Genomic DNA, 14464 nt, shown 5'->3' with positions numbered 1-14464 from the left:
CTAATGGCTGAAGGGATGATAGAAGATGTCTGCTATGGATCTTGCAAAATTAATTGACCACACAGCATTAAAACCTGAAACAACAAAGGAAGATATTCTGAAACTTTGTTCAGAAGCAAAAGAATATAATTTCTTCTCTGTCTGTGTTAATCCAACCTGGGTGTACACAGCCTTTGAACAGCTTAAAGGATCAGATGTAGCTGTCTGTACAGTGATCGGCTTTCCACTTGGAGCGAGCACGCCGGAAGTAAAGGCGTTTGAAACGAGAAATGCCATTGAAAATGGTGCGACCGAAGTGGACATGGTCATCAATATTGGAGCTTTAAAAGGGCAGGATTATGATCTTGTAGAGCGGGATGTACGGGCTGTGGTTGAAGCAGCGAAAGGAAAGGCCTTAACTAAGGCAATTATCGAAACATCGCTCCTTACGGATGAAGAAAAAGTTAAAGCGTGTGAAATTGCTGTTAAAGCAGGAATTAATTTTGTGAAGACTTCGACTGGTTTTTCTTCTGCAGGGGCTACAGCTGAAGATATTCAATTAATGCGCAAAACAGTCGGTCCTAATATCGGTGTAAAGGCTTCAGGCGGTGTACGCGACAGAGAGACCACACTGGCTATGGTTGAAGCAGGTGCATCAAGAATTGGTGCAAGTGCTGGGATTGCCATTGTAAAAGGCGAAGATTCCAATTCTGATTATTAAAACTAAGCGGTTTCTTATTGACCATTACCGATTGGTATATTATAATGGCAAAAGATATGTGACGCATTCCTGACATGGTTTTCATGCCGGAATGGTCTGGAGGGAGGGAAAGAAAATGGCAGAAACTCGTGTTCGCAAGAACGAATCCATTGATGATGCTCTTCGTCGTTTTAAAAGATCCGTTTCCAAAGATGGAACTTTGGCAGAAGTTAAAAAGCGCAAGCATTATGAAAAGCCAAGCGTGAAACGTAAGAAGAAGGCTGAGGCAGCAAGAAAGCGCAAGTTCTAAGAGAGGTGTAAGTTATGAGTCTTCTTGATCGATTAAACCAGGATATGAAACAAGCGATGAAGGACAAAAACAAGCAAAAGCTTTCTGTGATTCGTATGTTGAAGGCATCTCTTCAAAACGAGTCAATCAAGCTCGGGCACGACCTGAATGAAGAAGAAGAGCTCACTGTTCTTGCACGTGAAATGAAACAAAGAAAAGACTCCCTCCAAGAATTTGAAAAAGCCGGCCGTAATGACTTGGCGGATGCGTTGAAAGACGAAATTGTCATCATTACGGATTACATGCCGGAACAGTTAAGTGAAGAAGAAGTTAAAGACATCGTCCTGGCAGCAATTGAACAAGTTGGAGCTGTATCTAAAGCAGATATGGGGAAAGTGATGGGAGCGGTAATGCCAAAAGTTAAAGGCAAAGCCGATGGTGCTCTTGTCAATCGCCTTGTCCAACAAAATTTATCTTAAACTCGAACAGACGTCTGAAAGGTTCTAACCTTGAGGGCGTCTTTTTGCATGCGTTAAAAGCTGGAGAAGTTCTGGTCCTACAAGAGTACATCCTGTAAAATAAATATGAGTTCTTTCCAATATTTGAAACTTTTTCACTCGTCAAGCGTAATCATTAAAGAGGGAACAAAAGGGGGGCTAATAGTGAAAAAAGTCCGATTCGTATTTTTTCTTGCGTTAATCATGATCCCTCTGATGGTTTCAATTCAACCTGTAAGCGGTGAGGGAAGCGGTAAAAAGGTGTACGTTATCCCTGTTCAGCAGGAAATTGAGAGAGGACTGGAAGCGTTTTTAAAACGCAGTATTAAAGACGCAGAAAGTGCAGGGGCAGACCATATCATTTTTGAAATCAATACGCCTGGGGGAAGGGTGGATTCAGCAAATAACATCGCTGAAGTGATAAGAGATACGAAGATACCTACTACAGCATACATAGTGAAGGATGCCTTTTCTGCAGGAGCATATATTGCATTGAATGCAGATGAAATTGTAATGAAACCCTCCACAACGATAGGTTCAGCAGCTGTTATAGACTCGCGCGGGAATACAGCTGGAAAAAAGGCAGAATCAGCATGGATCGCAGAAATGGAAGCAGCAGCAGAGTTAAATAACCGAAATCCAAAGTACGCTCGTGCGATGGCTGATGATGATATGGAGTTAAAAGAGCTCGCCCTAAAAAAAGGAGAATTATTAACATTGACTGCTAATCAGGCGGTTAAAGTCGGCTATGCAGAAAAGATTGTAAAAGACCGTTCTGAATTGCTCTCTTATTTAAAACTGGATGATGCTTCTGTCACACAAGAAGATTTAAGTTTAGCGGAAAGGGTTGCCCGGTTTGTTACCAGTCCGGTCGTTGTTCCGATCTTGCTCTCGATTGGCTTCCTCGGAATGGTTATCGAGCTGTTCACAGCTGGTTTTGGCGTAGCTGGAATCATTGGGCTTTCTTCAATGTTTCTTTACTTTTTCGGACACCTTCTTGCAGGGCTAGCGGGATGGGAATCGATTGCCTTATTTATTTTAGGAATCATTTTTCTGTTGCTTGAAGTTTTTGTTCCGGGCGGTATTGTCGGGATATTAGGGCTGACTGCGGTGATTGCCAGCCTGGTCATGGCTGCAGGGTCATTAACCACCATTGTGACCTCAATCGCCATCGCCATACTCGTGACAATCATTGGAGCATTCTTGTTCCTTAAATTCTTCGGATACAAAGGCCCGCTCCGAAAACTTGTTTTGTTCGACAGCACGAGTACCGAGAAAGGCTATGTTTCAAGCAGGCAGAGGCATGATTTAACTGGAAGGATTGCAGAGTCTATTACCCCGCTGAGGCCGTCCGGAACAGCAGAACTGGATGGAGAATACTTGGATGTTGTGACTGAAGGGTCTTTCATTCAAAAAGGAAAGCGGATTAAGATTGTAAAAGTTCAAGGTTCAAGAATTGTAGTAAGAGAAGTGAAAGATCATCATGAAGGAGGAATGTAGATGTTTACAGGACCTATTGCTACACTGGTTCTAATAGGAGTCATCGTTATCGTCCTGGCCGTTTTGTTTACCTTTGTTCCAGTCGCTCTTTGGATTTCTGCACTGGCTGCAGGTGTGCGGGTTGGCATCTTTACATTGATTGGAATGAGATTAAGAAGGGTTATCCCTTCCAGAGTTATCAATCCGCTGATCAAGGCTCAGAAAGCAGGGCTTAACTTAACGACGAATCAGCTGGAAAGCCACTACCTGGCAGGGGGAAATGTGGACCGTGTTGTAAACGCCTTAATAGCCGCGCACAGGGCGGATATCGAACTGAGCTTTGAACGGTCGGCAGCTATTGATCTGGCTGGGAGGGATGTACTGGAAGCGGTTCAGATGAGTGTTAATCCGAAGGTCATCGAAACTCCGTTCATTGCCGGTGTAGCGCTCAATGGGATTGAAGTGAAAGCGAAGGCTAGAATTACCGTAAGAGCCAACATCGAACGGCTCGTCGGCGGTGCGGGTGAGGAAACGGTTATTGCAAGGGTCGGTGAAGGGATTGTATCCACCATTGGTTCAAGTGAAAATCATAAGAAAGTGCTGGAGAACCCTGATACGATCTCACAGACTGTTCTTTCAAAAGGTCTGGACTCAGGCACTGCATTTGAAATTTTATCCATCGATATTGCGGATATTGACATCGGCAAAAATATAGGTGCTGCACTGCAGACAGATCAGGCTCTCGCCGACAAGAATATAGCACAGGCAAAAGCTGAAGAGAGAAGAGCGATGGCGGTTGCAAACGAACAGGAAATGATTGCGAAAGTACAGGAGATGCGAGCGAAAGTAGTGGAAGCTGAAGCTGAAGTTCCGTTAGCTATGGCTGAAGCGCTTCGTTCCGGAAAGCTTGGAGTTCTTGATTATGCCAACTTAACAAATGTGATGGCTGATACTTCGATGCGGGAGTCTATCGGAAAATCTGCAGATCCGAATGGTGACGATGAACTTCCAGGAAAAAAAGGAAAATAACCGATGGATCATATCCTGGATGCCATTGGTGACCTGATCCCTTTTTTAATCTTTGTGGTTGTCGGGCTGTTAGGATTAATCAAAAAAAGACTGGAGCAGAAGTTTTCAACCCCTCCAAAGCGCACGGCCAAGCCGCAAAGAAGTGCCAGCACGTTTTCTCATCCTGAGACGAAAGAATCAAAGGAAAAAGCGCCTCCGTTGTCTGAAGCGACCTACCAGCAAGCCAGAAGAAGTGCTCAGGAAACCTTTACAATAGAACCACTTAAGAGTAACCGTTATAAAGACAGAAGCAATGAGATCTTTACAGTTAAAGTAAAAAAAGAGAACATTGTGCAAGGTATCATCTGGTCAGAGATATTAGGAAAACCAAGGGCCATCAATCCACTGCACGGAAGAAAAAAATAAGATTAGACGAAAAGGACTGCCAGATTTGGCGGTCTTTTTTCATTTAGGTGTGATAGTTTATCCCACGTCTTCATAAAAATGAGATGAGAGGGGTGTTGCGGATGGCAAAGTGGAGACAGCAGGTAACAAAGTGGCTTGTGGAAAAATTGGATCTCCCTGCGGATGCCATGATGGATTTGCCCCGTATTACAATGATTGGCCAGTTACATATTTATATAGAAAATCACAGGGGAGTCATAGCTTTTTCAAAAGAGGAATTAAAACTCCGCTTGAAGCAGGGCAACCTCGTGATCAAGGGCCAGGATTTTGTAATTAAAACGATATTGCCGGAAGAAATTCTGCTTGAGGGCAGCATAGATGGAGTTTATTATGACAAAGCCACGTAAACCTGTGGACAGGAGGCTGTTATGAAAAAGGACTGGCTGGAACCTATAAACAGTTATGTGAAAGTTGAAATACGGGGAGAAAACATCGAAGACTTTATTAACGAATGTCTCGCTCAAAATATCTCGATATGGAACATTAGGCGGACGAATGAGAACGCCGTAACAGCTTATCTTTATACTAAGAATATTAAGGGTTTCCGGCCCCTCTTAAAACAGACAGGGTGCAAAATTCGTTTTATAGAAAAGAACGGTTTGCCGTTCTGGGCAGCCAGAATGTGGAGGAGAAACGGCCTTATCTTAGGTCTTGCAGGCTTTTTAGTCATTCTATTCCTATTATCTAACATGGTTTGGAATATTAATGTGACAGGAGCAAATCCTAAAACAGAATACCAGTTGCTAAAAGCAGCAAAAGAACTGGGCATTAAGAAAGGGAAATTTATCTTTCTCCTGCCGAATGTCAGGCAGCTTCAGCAGCAGCTAACGAACGCCATGGATAATGTGACGTGGATCGGAGTAAGCCTTAATGGGACAACCTATAACTTTCAAGTGGTGGAAAAAGAGATCCCAAAGCGGAAAGAAGCTCTATCACCAAGACATTTAGTGGCAAAAAAGGATGCTGTGATCTATGACATGTTCGTTGAAAAGGGACAACCTGTTGTGGCTCCGCATCAATTTGTTTATAAAGGGGCTCTTCTTGTCTCTGGATATATCGGTAAAGAAGGAAAAACCAAGCTTGTCCCTGCAAAAGGAGTAGTCCTTGGTGAAACGTGGTATACGACCAATGTGACCATCCCGCTTGCAACGAAATTTCAGACGTATACAGGCAACACTGTGACACAGCATAAACTCCGCCTTTTTGGTCTCAGGATCCCGATTTGGGGATGGAAAGACGGGGAATATAAAACCAAAGATGTCAGTGAAAACGAAACACCTCTGAAGTTTTGGAAATGGACGCTCCCCGTCTCATATATTAAAAAAGTGATCAGGGAAACAGATGGTGTAAAAAGGGTCTATACGAAGGAAGAAGCTGTGCAAGCAGGCAGGGCCATGGCAAAAAAAGAAGTGAGAAAACTGCTTGCTCATGATGCTCAGATAAAAGAAGAGAAAATTTTGCGCCAGTCAGTATCTAATGGTAAAGTTAATTTATCGATGCACTACCAGGTAATTGAAAATATTGCATCTGAACAACCTATACTTATCCAACAAGGAGACTGAGTAGTTTGTCAGAACCCATTAAATTACAGCGATTACAACTAGAAAATCAAGGGGAAGCCCAAGCGCTTTTCGGACCTAACGATGCTTTTCTGAAGATAATTGAAGATAAGCTTGAAGTCACGATTGTCACTAGAGGTGAAGATATTTCTGTCAGTGGAACATCCGACACGGTTCAGAAAGTGGAGGATGTCTTAATCGTACTTCTAAACCTTATCCGTAAAGGGATCCATATTTCAGAAAGAGACATTGTTTATGCTGTTCAGCTTTCTGAACGGGGGATGCTTGAAGAGATCACCGAATTGTATCAGCAGGAGATTACAACCAACGTCAAAGGTAAACCAATCAGGGTAAAGACACTCGGTCAGCGCCATTACGTATCTGCGATGAAAAAAGGAGACCTCGTTTTTGGAATCGGTCCAGCAGGTACGGGTAAAACTTACTTAGCCGTTGTTATGGCTGTTGCTGCTCTAAAAGAAGGAAAAATAAAAAAGATAGTTCTTACACGGCCGGCGGTTGAAGCGGGCGAAAGCTTAGGATTCCTGCCGGGTGACTTAAAAGAAAAGGTCGATCCATATCTTCGCCCCTTGTATGATGCACTTCATGACCTTCTTGGGATGGAGCATACGGAACGGCTGCTGGAACGAGGCACGATCGAAATAGCTCCGCTTGCCTATATGAGGGGACGGACGCTGGATGAATGCTTTGTCATTTTAGATGAAGCACAGAATACATCGCCAGAACAAATGAAAATGTTTTTAACCCGTCTTGGTTTCGGCTCTAAGATGGTCATCACGGGGGATCTGACACAAATCGATCTTCCGAAAGGAAAAGAATCAGGCCTTAAAATCGCTGAACGGACGCTCAATGGTGTGCCAGGCATTCAATTTATATTCTTAAAGCAGCTGGATGTAGTAAGGCACCCGCTTGTTCAACGAATTATTTCAGCATACGAAAAGACAGAGAAGTAGAAAAAGCTTGAGGGTTTTTGAAAGAAAACCTGAATGCTTTTTCTTTTTTTGTGAAGAAAAGCGTTAGCACCCTGCTAAGGTCCGACAAGGGCTGGAACACTTACACAACAACACTCTTTTGTGTTGAGAAGTAAGAGTGAAGACGACTAAGATGAAAAGAAGATCTTACTTTTCATCTAACGAGGACCCATGCTGAAAACAGGAAAAACGTTTTCAGCTTTATGCGCCGGAGCTGGACACCACTTCAATGCATGCTGAATTTTTTATTCTTTTTCTTTGCTATCCTCTATGTCCAGTTTTTGTTAATATGAAGATAACAATAGGAGAGACAGGCGGGGGATGGTACGAGGTGACGAAACAGATCAAAAAACGTTTGCGAATAAAAAAGGGACTGCATAATAAATGGAATTTTTTTATGTTTGGATTGCTAGCTCTTATTATCTACGCCAGCTTGCTCAGCAATGTAACCCCTGATACGGTGGATGTTGGGCCGTACTCCATTTCCCCGCGTGATATTCAATCACCGATCACGATTGAGATGAAAGAAGAAACGCTGAAAAAGCAAAACGATGCAGCGGACAAAGTAGAGAATATTTATTCCTATGATGAAGACAGTCCGCTGAAACAGGCGGAAAAGTCCAATGAAATCTTTAAGGCTATCGAAAAGATCAACGAAGCGGAGAGCAAGAATAAAAAAGATAAAGACCCACTGACACTTGACCAGAAAATAGATCAGATCAAGGGGATGGTTGGAAACGACCAGATCTCTCCCGAAGCGTATACTGCCCTGTTTAATGCCTCTCCGTCTGAACTCAGAAACGGCAGAGACCTTGCAAGCTCAGTGATCAACGACACGCTTAAAAATAAGATCAGGGTCGATCAGATCGAATTTTTCCGTGACAGGGCAGAAGATAAAATACAGCAGAATTCAAATTTTTCGAGTTCTTTAAAAAATGCTGTTGTTGAACTGACCCGAAGCAATATCATCTCTAATTTTCTGCTGGACGTTGATAAAACGAAATTGGCGAAACAAAAAGCGATCGATGAAGCGGAACCAGTCGAGATTAAAGAAGGAGAGATCATCGTCAGAGAGGGAGACGTTGTGACTCCTGAAAAATTCAGGCAGCTTAAGCTGGTAGGGCTTCTTGATAAGGAAGTTGCGATATATCCGTATTTAGGACTTTTACTTTTTGTTCTTATTTTAGTCATAGGCCTGTATTATTTTATTAAAGAATCTTTAAAAGCTACGGCGCCTCTACAAAAAAAACAGATGCTGCTGTATGTCATCCTGATCACGTTTTCCTTGATCGTAATGAAACTGACAAGCTTCATTGATAAACTGGAGATCACAGGAATCTTTTTTGTGGTTCCGATCGCTGCAGGAGCTATGATGATTAAAATGCTGCTCAACGAATTTACAGCTATTCTTTCCAGTGTACTATTTGCAGTTTGCGCGACACTTATTTTTAATGAAGGATCTACCGGAACATTTAATTTTCCACTTGGCATCTACGTATTGCTCGGCTGTGTGGCAGGAATCATTTATCTGGGAAAACGGCATTTAAAATCAAGAATATTAAAGGCTGGTGTTCTCGTTTCATTTACCAATATTTTATCCATATTGATCATTCTGTTGCTTCAAAATGGAAAGTACTCTCCTGTGCAGATTGGGGTGGAAATCGGATTTGGCTTTTTATCCGGATGCCTGGCATCTGTACTAGCTTTGGGGCTGATGCCGGTTTTTGAATCCTGGTTCGGCATCTTATCTACGACACGGCTGATCGAGCTTTCGAACCCTAATCACCCGCTGTTAAGGAAACTATTGATTGAAGCTCCTGGCACTTATCATCATTCTGTCATGGTGGCCAACCTTTCAGAAGCCGGCTGTGAATCCATAGGAGCTAACGGCCTTCTTGCCAGAGTAGGATCTTACTATCATGACCTCGGCAAAACAAAAAGGCCGCATTTCTTTATTGAGAACCAGATGAATATGGAGAATCCGCATGATAAACTGACACCGCAGCTTAGTAAGACCATCATTATTGCCCATCCGTATGACGGAGCAGAAATGTTGAAAGAATATAAGCTGCCTGGAGAAATTATTGATATAGCTGAACAGCATCACGGGACATCCCTGCTTCAATATTTCTACCACAAGGCAGTTGAACTGAGTGATGTCGAGATCCAGGAAACAGATTTCAGGTATCCCGGTCCGAAAGCTAAATCCAGAGAAGCCGCGGTAGTAGGAATTGCAGACGGTGTGGAAGCAGCTGTCCGTTCCCTCTCCAAACCGACACCCGTTAAAATTGAAGCTATTATCCGCAAGATTATTACTGAACGCCTTGAGGACGGGCAGTTTGATGAATGTGATCTTACGTTTATAGAATTAAATACGGTAGCAAAGACACTCAGTGAAACATTGAACGGGATTTTTCATTCAAGAATTGAATATCCTGAGCAGCAAATTAAAAAGAAGGTGGACTTATAATGAGCTTACACATTGATTTTACAGACGAAACCGAACAAATCTCCCCAGCCCAGATCGAGGAGTTAACGAACCTTTTAAATCAGGCAGCGGTCATGGAAGACATTCCCGATGAGACTGAGCTTTCTGTTACCTTTGTAACAAACGAGCGGATCCATGAGATCAACAAACAATATCGGAACAAAGATACGCCAACAGATGTGATCTCTTTTGCGATGGAAGAAATGGGCGAGGGGGAACTGGAAATAACTGGAGATTGTTTACCGAGAATTCTTGGCGACATTATTATTTCAGCAGAGATTGCTAAAAATCAGGCAGAAGAATACGGACACTCATTCTTGAGAGAACTTGGCTTTTTGACCGTTCATGGTTTTCTTCACCTCTTAGGCTATGATCACCTGAACGAACAAGAAGAAAAGAAAATGTTCAGCAGGCAAGATGAAATTCTTAACGAATACGGTCTCACCAGATAAGATGCGGCCATCAGCCCGCAGATTTGTTAGAAGTTTTGGATATGCCTGGGAAGGAATTAAGGCTGCAGTTAAAGGTGAGCAGAATATTAAAATTCATCTCGCTGTGAGTTGTATCGTTTTACTGGCGGCCTATGTCCTTGAATTTTCAGCTGAGAGGTTTTCCATTCTGCTGATTGTCATTGGGAATGTGATCTGTCTTGAAATCGTAAATACGGCACTTGAACGCCTCGTCGATTTGGTCACGAATGATTACCACCCGTTAGCAAAGCAGGCCAAAGATATGGCGGCGGGTGCAGTTTTGGTTTTTTCGGTGATTGCTGTTATAATCGGATTACTGCTATTTTTAAAACCTGCCTTACACTATTTCTTTTAGATATCAGCCGCTTGAAATGAGTTAAGGCTGGTGTTGAAAGGTGGAACAAGAGATGGAAAAAGAAAAACTGATTGAGGAAGCGGTTTCAGCGAGAGATTATGCTTATGTGCCTTATTCGAATTTTAAAGTGGGTGCTGCACTCTTAACAAAAGACGGCAAGGTCTATCGGGGATCCAACATTGAAAATGCTGCTTATAGTGTAACAAACTGCGCAGAACGGACAGCATTGTTCAAAGCCGTTTCTGAAGGTGATAAAGAGTTTGCTGCCATAGCTGTAGTAGCAGATACAGATCGGCCCGTTCCGCCCTGCGGAGCTTGCAGACAAGTCATTTCAGAACTATGCCCGCCAGGCATGAGAGTTTATTTGACAAATTTAAAAGGAAACATCATGGAAACGACTGTGGAAGAATTGCTTCCAGGGGCGTTTTCACCGGGGGATTTGAATGAATAAAACAGGTTACAAATCAGGCTTTGTTTCTATAATCGGACGGCCGAACGTTGGGAAATCAACGTTGTTAAATCATATCATCGGCCAAAAGATCGCCATTATGAGTGACAAGCCGCAGACAACAAGGAATAAGATCCAGGGAGTGTATACAACAGATCAAGCACAAGTTATTTTTATAGACACTCCGGGTATTCATAAACCTAAGCACCGTTTAGGCGATTTTATGACAAAAATCGCTCAGCAGACATTAAGGGAAGTAGATTTGATTCTTTTTGTCATCAATGCAGAAGAAGGGTATGGCAGAGGAGATCAGTTTATCATTGATAAACTTCAGGACATCAAACAGCCGATCTTCCTTGTGATCAATAAAATTGATACGATCCACCCTGACCAGCTGCTTCCGCTGATCGACTTTTACAGAGGCAAGGTTGATGTACAGGAAGTGATTCCGATCTCTGCTCTACAGGGCAACAACGTGAATACGCTCATGAACCAGATTACAGAATATCTGGAGGAGGGTCCGCAATATTATCCAGAAGACCAGATTACAGATCATCCTGAACGATTTATTGCCGGTGAGCTGATTCGTGAAAAAGTACTGCATCTGACGAGAGAGGAGATTCCTCACTCCATTGCTGTTGTCATTGAACAGATGCAGCGACGTGAGGACCGTGACGTGGTATTTATAAACGCCACCATCATCGTTGAACGAAAATCTCAAAAAGGGATCATCATAGGAAAACAAGGTTCGATGCTGAAAGAGGTCGGAAAACGAGCCCGTACAGATATTGAAAACTTGCTTGGATCTAAAGTTTTTCTGGAGCTTTTCGTGAAAGTACAGAATGATTGGAGAAACAAGCTGAGTAATCTAAAGGAATTCGGATTCAACGAAGACGAATATTGATCTTCCATATTTTCCTTCACATGAAAAAGATATATAAGGCAAACCTAAAGACAAGGGAGTTTTATAAAACAACTTGAAAGGTGGAGCATTCCCATGAAAGAATTTACCTGGAAGGTATTTTGCGAAACGGGCAGTATCGATACCTATTTGTTGTTTAAAGAACTTGAGGTCGACATGTCAACAAGTGTGGCTCAGTTAGAAGATCAGCAAGCGCATATTGACTCTCCCATCCAATAGGATGCCTTCATTAATGACCTGGTGGTGGTGTAATCATGCTGCAAAAGGTTGAAGGAATTGTTATCAGAAAAGTGGACTACGGTGAAACAAACGTAATTCTTACTCTTTTTACGAGAGAAAACGGAAAAATAGGAGTTATGGCAAGAGGGGCGAAGAAACCAAAAAGTCGCCTCTCTTCTGTTGCGCAGCTCTTTACATACGGTCATTTTGTTTTTCAGCAAAGCAGGGGGCTGGGTTCTCTGAGTCAAGGTGAAATCATCGACTCGTTCAGAGGCATCAAGGAAGATTTGTTTAAAACAGCTTATTGTGCTTATATGGTTGAATTTCTTGATAAGGTGACAGAAGAGAAAAAAACTCAGCCCTATTTATTTGAACATGTTTGGCAATCTTTCAACCTTATAAATGAAGGTGCAGATCCACAAGTTATCACGTTTATTTTTGAGATGAAAATGCTGCAGCAAGCGGGCATTAGCCCCCAAGTAAATCACTGCGCCAACTGCGGCAGAACCGAAGGGGAATTTGCCTTTTCCGTGCGGGAAGGTGGTTTTCTCTGTGACAGGTGCTATCACCTGGACACGAACAGGATTCCGCTGACTCGACCAACTGCAAGACTCCTTCGCCTGTTTTATCATTTTGATTTAAACCGGCTTGGAAATGTATCGTTAAAAAAACAGACAAAGAACGAAATCCAGTTTATTCTATCTACCTACATTGATGAGTATTCAGGGATGTTCTTCAAATCTAAAAAGTTTTTGGATCAATTGAATAAATTTGAATAATAATGTTGCTTTTATACCTTTTAGCTTCGTTTGCTCCCTTAATTAGTATATAATGTTTAATAAAGAGTATAACACATTTCAAGTTTGCTAAGGTGGTGCGAACAATCGAACTGAATAAAAGGCAACAAACAATATTGCAGATCGTAAAAGACCATGGACCTATTACGGGGGAACATATTGCAGACCGTTTGCATTTGACAAGAGCTACGCTTAGGCCTGACCTAGCCATTTTAACGATGGCGGGTTATTTGGATGCCAGACCCCGTGTTGGCTATTTTTATACAGGCAAAACAGGCTCCCAGCTATTGACTGAAAAAATCAAGAAGATACAAGTCCATGAATTTTCATCGATCCCCGTTGTAGTTCCTGAATCTTCAACCGTATATGAAGCGATCTGTACCATGTTCCTTGAAGACGTGGGAACTTTGTTTATTGTGAATAAAAACTCTCATCTTGTTGGAGTGGTTTCAAGAAAAGACTTATTGAGAGCCAGTATGGGAAAACAGGAATTAAACGCCGTCCCTATCAACATTATTATGACCAGGATGCCGAATATCACATACTGTTTTAAAGAAGACCATTTACTGGATGTTGCCCATATTCTCATCCAAAAGCAGATTGACGGGCTGCCGGTCGTAAAAAAAGCTCCCAATGACGAAGGGTATGAAGTAGTGGGAAGAATCACGAAAACGAATATTACAAAGGCCTTTGTTGAATTGGCCAGGGATGAAATGATTATTTGATCTTCGCAATCAGGAGGTAATGATGACTGACCATATAAATCGCCCAATGATTTATGTTGTATCCGATTCTGTTGGCGAAACTGCGGAGCTTGTTGTAAAAGCCGCGGCCAGCCAATTTAATTCAACTGCCATTGAGCTTAAGCGGGTTCCATATGTAGAAGATAAGGAAACCATTAAAGAAGTAGTGGCATTAGCTAAAGAACATCAGGCTCTAATCGCGTTTACACTTGTCATACCAGAAATGAAGGAGTTTCTCCTGCAGCAGGCACTGGTTTCGGGAGTGGTTGCAGTAGATATTATCGGTCCGATGATGAACCAGATGCAGCAGCTTCTTCAGCAGGTTCCGAGATATGAGCCAGGAATTGTACATCAGCTGGATGATGATTATTTCCGAAAAGTTGAAGCCATTGAGTTTGCTGTTAAGTATGATGATGGAAGAGATCCAAGGGGAATTTTAAAAGCCGATATCGTTTTAGTAGGAGTATCAAGGACGTCTAAAACACCTTTGTCGCAGTATCTGGCTCACAAACGACTGAAAGTGGCCAATGTTCCGCTTGTTCCTGAAGTCGAGCCACCGGAGGAATTGTTCAAAGTCTCTGCTAAAAAGTGTTTCGGTTTAAGCATCACTCCTGAAAAACTAAACGATATCCGCAGAGAAAGACTGATGGCTCTTGGGTTAAATTCTGAGGCTAATTATGCCAATATCAACCGCATCAGGCAGGAGCTTGACTATTTCACTAAAACAATAGACCGGATCGGCTGTCGGGTCATTGATGTTTCAAACAAAGCCGTAGAGGAATCAGCAAATCTCATTTATAACATTTATACGGGCAAAAACTACCGATAACCATATCGCGTACGAAATCGTTTGATTTTGTACGCTTTTTTCTGCGGAAGTAATTTTTCTGGCATTATTATAAATTTTTAGCTATAATATAAAATTGTGATTAAAAGTTAGCAATGGAACCTAGAATAGGATAAGAATGTTCTTTCCAGAGCACGGGACAGACTGATTCTATGAAACAGCATTCTTCAACAAGACGTAAAACAAAAAAAGGTTTTCTTCGACATGTTT

The 14464-nt window shown here is 42.3% G+C and carries 18 protein-coding genes; all 18 read left to right on the top strand.

Annotated elements, in window-relative coordinates; genetic code table 11:
* Nucleotides 1-34 precede the first annotated feature (34 nt).
* Nucleotides 35-700, top strand: coding sequence for a deoxyribose-phosphate aldolase (gene deoC, locus M1K46_RS11510; protein ID WP_091005261.1), 666 nt, complete (start codon nucleotides 35-37; stop codon nucleotides 698-700).
* Nucleotides 701-815: 115 nt separating this feature from the next.
* Nucleotides 816-989, top strand: coding sequence for a 30S ribosomal protein S21 (gene rpsU, locus M1K46_RS11505; RefSeq protein WP_007202240.1), 174 nt, complete (start codon nucleotides 816-818; stop codon nucleotides 987-989).
* Nucleotides 990-1003: 14 nt separating this feature from the next.
* Complete coding sequence (locus tag M1K46_RS11500) at nucleotides 1004-1447, top strand: GatB/YqeY domain-containing protein (RefSeq protein ID WP_053357830.1); 444 nt, start codon at nucleotides 1004-1006, stop codon at nucleotides 1445-1447.
* Between the two features lie 183 nt (nucleotides 1448-1630).
* Nucleotides 1631-2965 (top strand): NfeD family protein, encoded by a 1335-nt coding sequence (locus M1K46_RS11495; RefSeq protein WP_256226077.1) that lies wholly within the window; start codon nucleotides 1631-1633, stop codon nucleotides 2963-2965.
* A complete protein-coding gene (floA, locus tag M1K46_RS11490) occupies nucleotides 2966-3973 on the top strand; it encodes a flotillin-like protein FloA (protein WP_053357832.1) in 1008 nt (335 codons plus the stop codon). It begins immediately after the preceding gene.
* 3 nt (nucleotides 3974-3976) lie between these two features.
* Complete coding sequence (locus M1K46_RS11485) at nucleotides 3977-4378, top strand: hypothetical protein (protein WP_256226076.1); 402 nt, start codon at nucleotides 3977-3979, stop codon at nucleotides 4376-4378.
* A 101-nt stretch (nucleotides 4379-4479) separates the two neighbouring features.
* Entirely contained in the window at nucleotides 4480-4764 is a 285-nt protein-coding gene (yqfC, locus tag M1K46_RS11480; protein ID WP_053357834.1) for a sporulation protein YqfC, read from the top strand.
* A 21-nt stretch (nucleotides 4765-4785) separates the two neighbouring features.
* The gene (gene yqfD, locus M1K46_RS11475) at nucleotides 4786-5979 is read left to right on the top strand and encodes a sporulation protein YqfD (protein ID WP_053357835.1); all 1194 of its coding nucleotides are present in this window, start codon (nucleotides 4786-4788) and stop codon (nucleotides 5977-5979) included.
* A 5-nt stretch (nucleotides 5980-5984) separates the two neighbouring features.
* Complete coding sequence (locus tag M1K46_RS11470) at nucleotides 5985-6947, top strand: PhoH family protein (protein WP_053357836.1); 963 nt, start codon at nucleotides 5985-5987, stop codon at nucleotides 6945-6947.
* Between the two features lie 349 nt (nucleotides 6948-7296).
* Nucleotides 7297-9435 (top strand): HD family phosphohydrolase, encoded by a 2139-nt coding sequence (locus M1K46_RS11465; protein ID WP_256226074.1) that lies wholly within the window; start codon nucleotides 7297-7299, stop codon nucleotides 9433-9435.
* Complete coding sequence (gene ybeY, locus M1K46_RS11460; RefSeq protein WP_256226073.1) at nucleotides 9435-9905, top strand: rRNA maturation RNase YbeY; 471 nt, start codon at nucleotides 9435-9437, stop codon at nucleotides 9903-9905. The genes M1K46_RS11465 and ybeY overlap by 1 nt, the downstream gene beginning before the upstream one ends.
* A complete protein-coding gene (locus M1K46_RS11455) occupies nucleotides 9871-10278 on the top strand; it encodes a diacylglycerol kinase family protein (protein ID WP_305584887.1) in 408 nt (135 codons plus the stop codon). The genes ybeY and M1K46_RS11455 overlap by 35 nt, the downstream gene beginning before the upstream one ends.
* 52 nt (nucleotides 10279-10330) lie before the next feature.
* A complete protein-coding gene (locus M1K46_RS11450) occupies nucleotides 10331-10729 on the top strand; it encodes a cytidine deaminase (protein WP_062234887.1) in 399 nt (132 codons plus the stop codon).
* Nucleotides 10722-11630 carry a GTPase Era gene (gene era / locus M1K46_RS11445; RefSeq protein ID WP_053357839.1) on the top strand — a complete coding sequence of 303 codons (909 nt, stop codon included), beginning with the start codon at nucleotides 10722-10724 and terminating at the stop codon, nucleotides 11628-11630. Before M1K46_RS11450 ends, era begins: the two co-directional genes overlap by 8 nt.
* A 93-nt stretch (nucleotides 11631-11723) precedes the next feature.
* The gene (locus M1K46_RS11440; protein WP_082316197.1) at nucleotides 11724-11867 is read left to right on the top strand and encodes a YqzL family protein; all 144 of its coding nucleotides are present in this window, start codon (nucleotides 11724-11726) and stop codon (nucleotides 11865-11867) included.
* 35 nt (nucleotides 11868-11902) lie between these two features.
* A complete protein-coding gene (gene recO / locus M1K46_RS11435) occupies nucleotides 11903-12646 on the top strand; it encodes a DNA repair protein RecO (RefSeq protein ID WP_256226070.1) in 744 nt (247 codons plus the stop codon).
* A gap of 92 nt (nucleotides 12647-12738) precedes the next feature.
* Nucleotides 12739-13389, top strand: a complete 651-nt coding sequence (locus M1K46_RS11430) for a helix-turn-helix transcriptional regulator (protein ID WP_082316198.1) — start codon at nucleotides 12739-12741, stop codon at nucleotides 13387-13389.
* Between the two features lie 22 nt (nucleotides 13390-13411).
* The gene (locus M1K46_RS11425; protein ID WP_175501848.1) at nucleotides 13412-14236 is read left to right on the top strand and encodes a pyruvate, water dikinase regulatory protein; all 825 of its coding nucleotides are present in this window, start codon (nucleotides 13412-13414) and stop codon (nucleotides 14234-14236) included.
* Nucleotides 14237-14464 lie beyond the last annotated feature (228 nt).

Source organism: Fictibacillus sp. WQ 8-8, from assembly GCF_024494405.1.
Taxonomy (GTDB): Bacteria; Bacillota; Bacilli; order Bacillales; family Fictibacillaceae; genus Fictibacillus_C; species Fictibacillus_C marinisediminis.
Note: the sequence above shows the minus strand (reverse complement) of the source record. Positions and strands in the feature narration are given on the sequence as shown.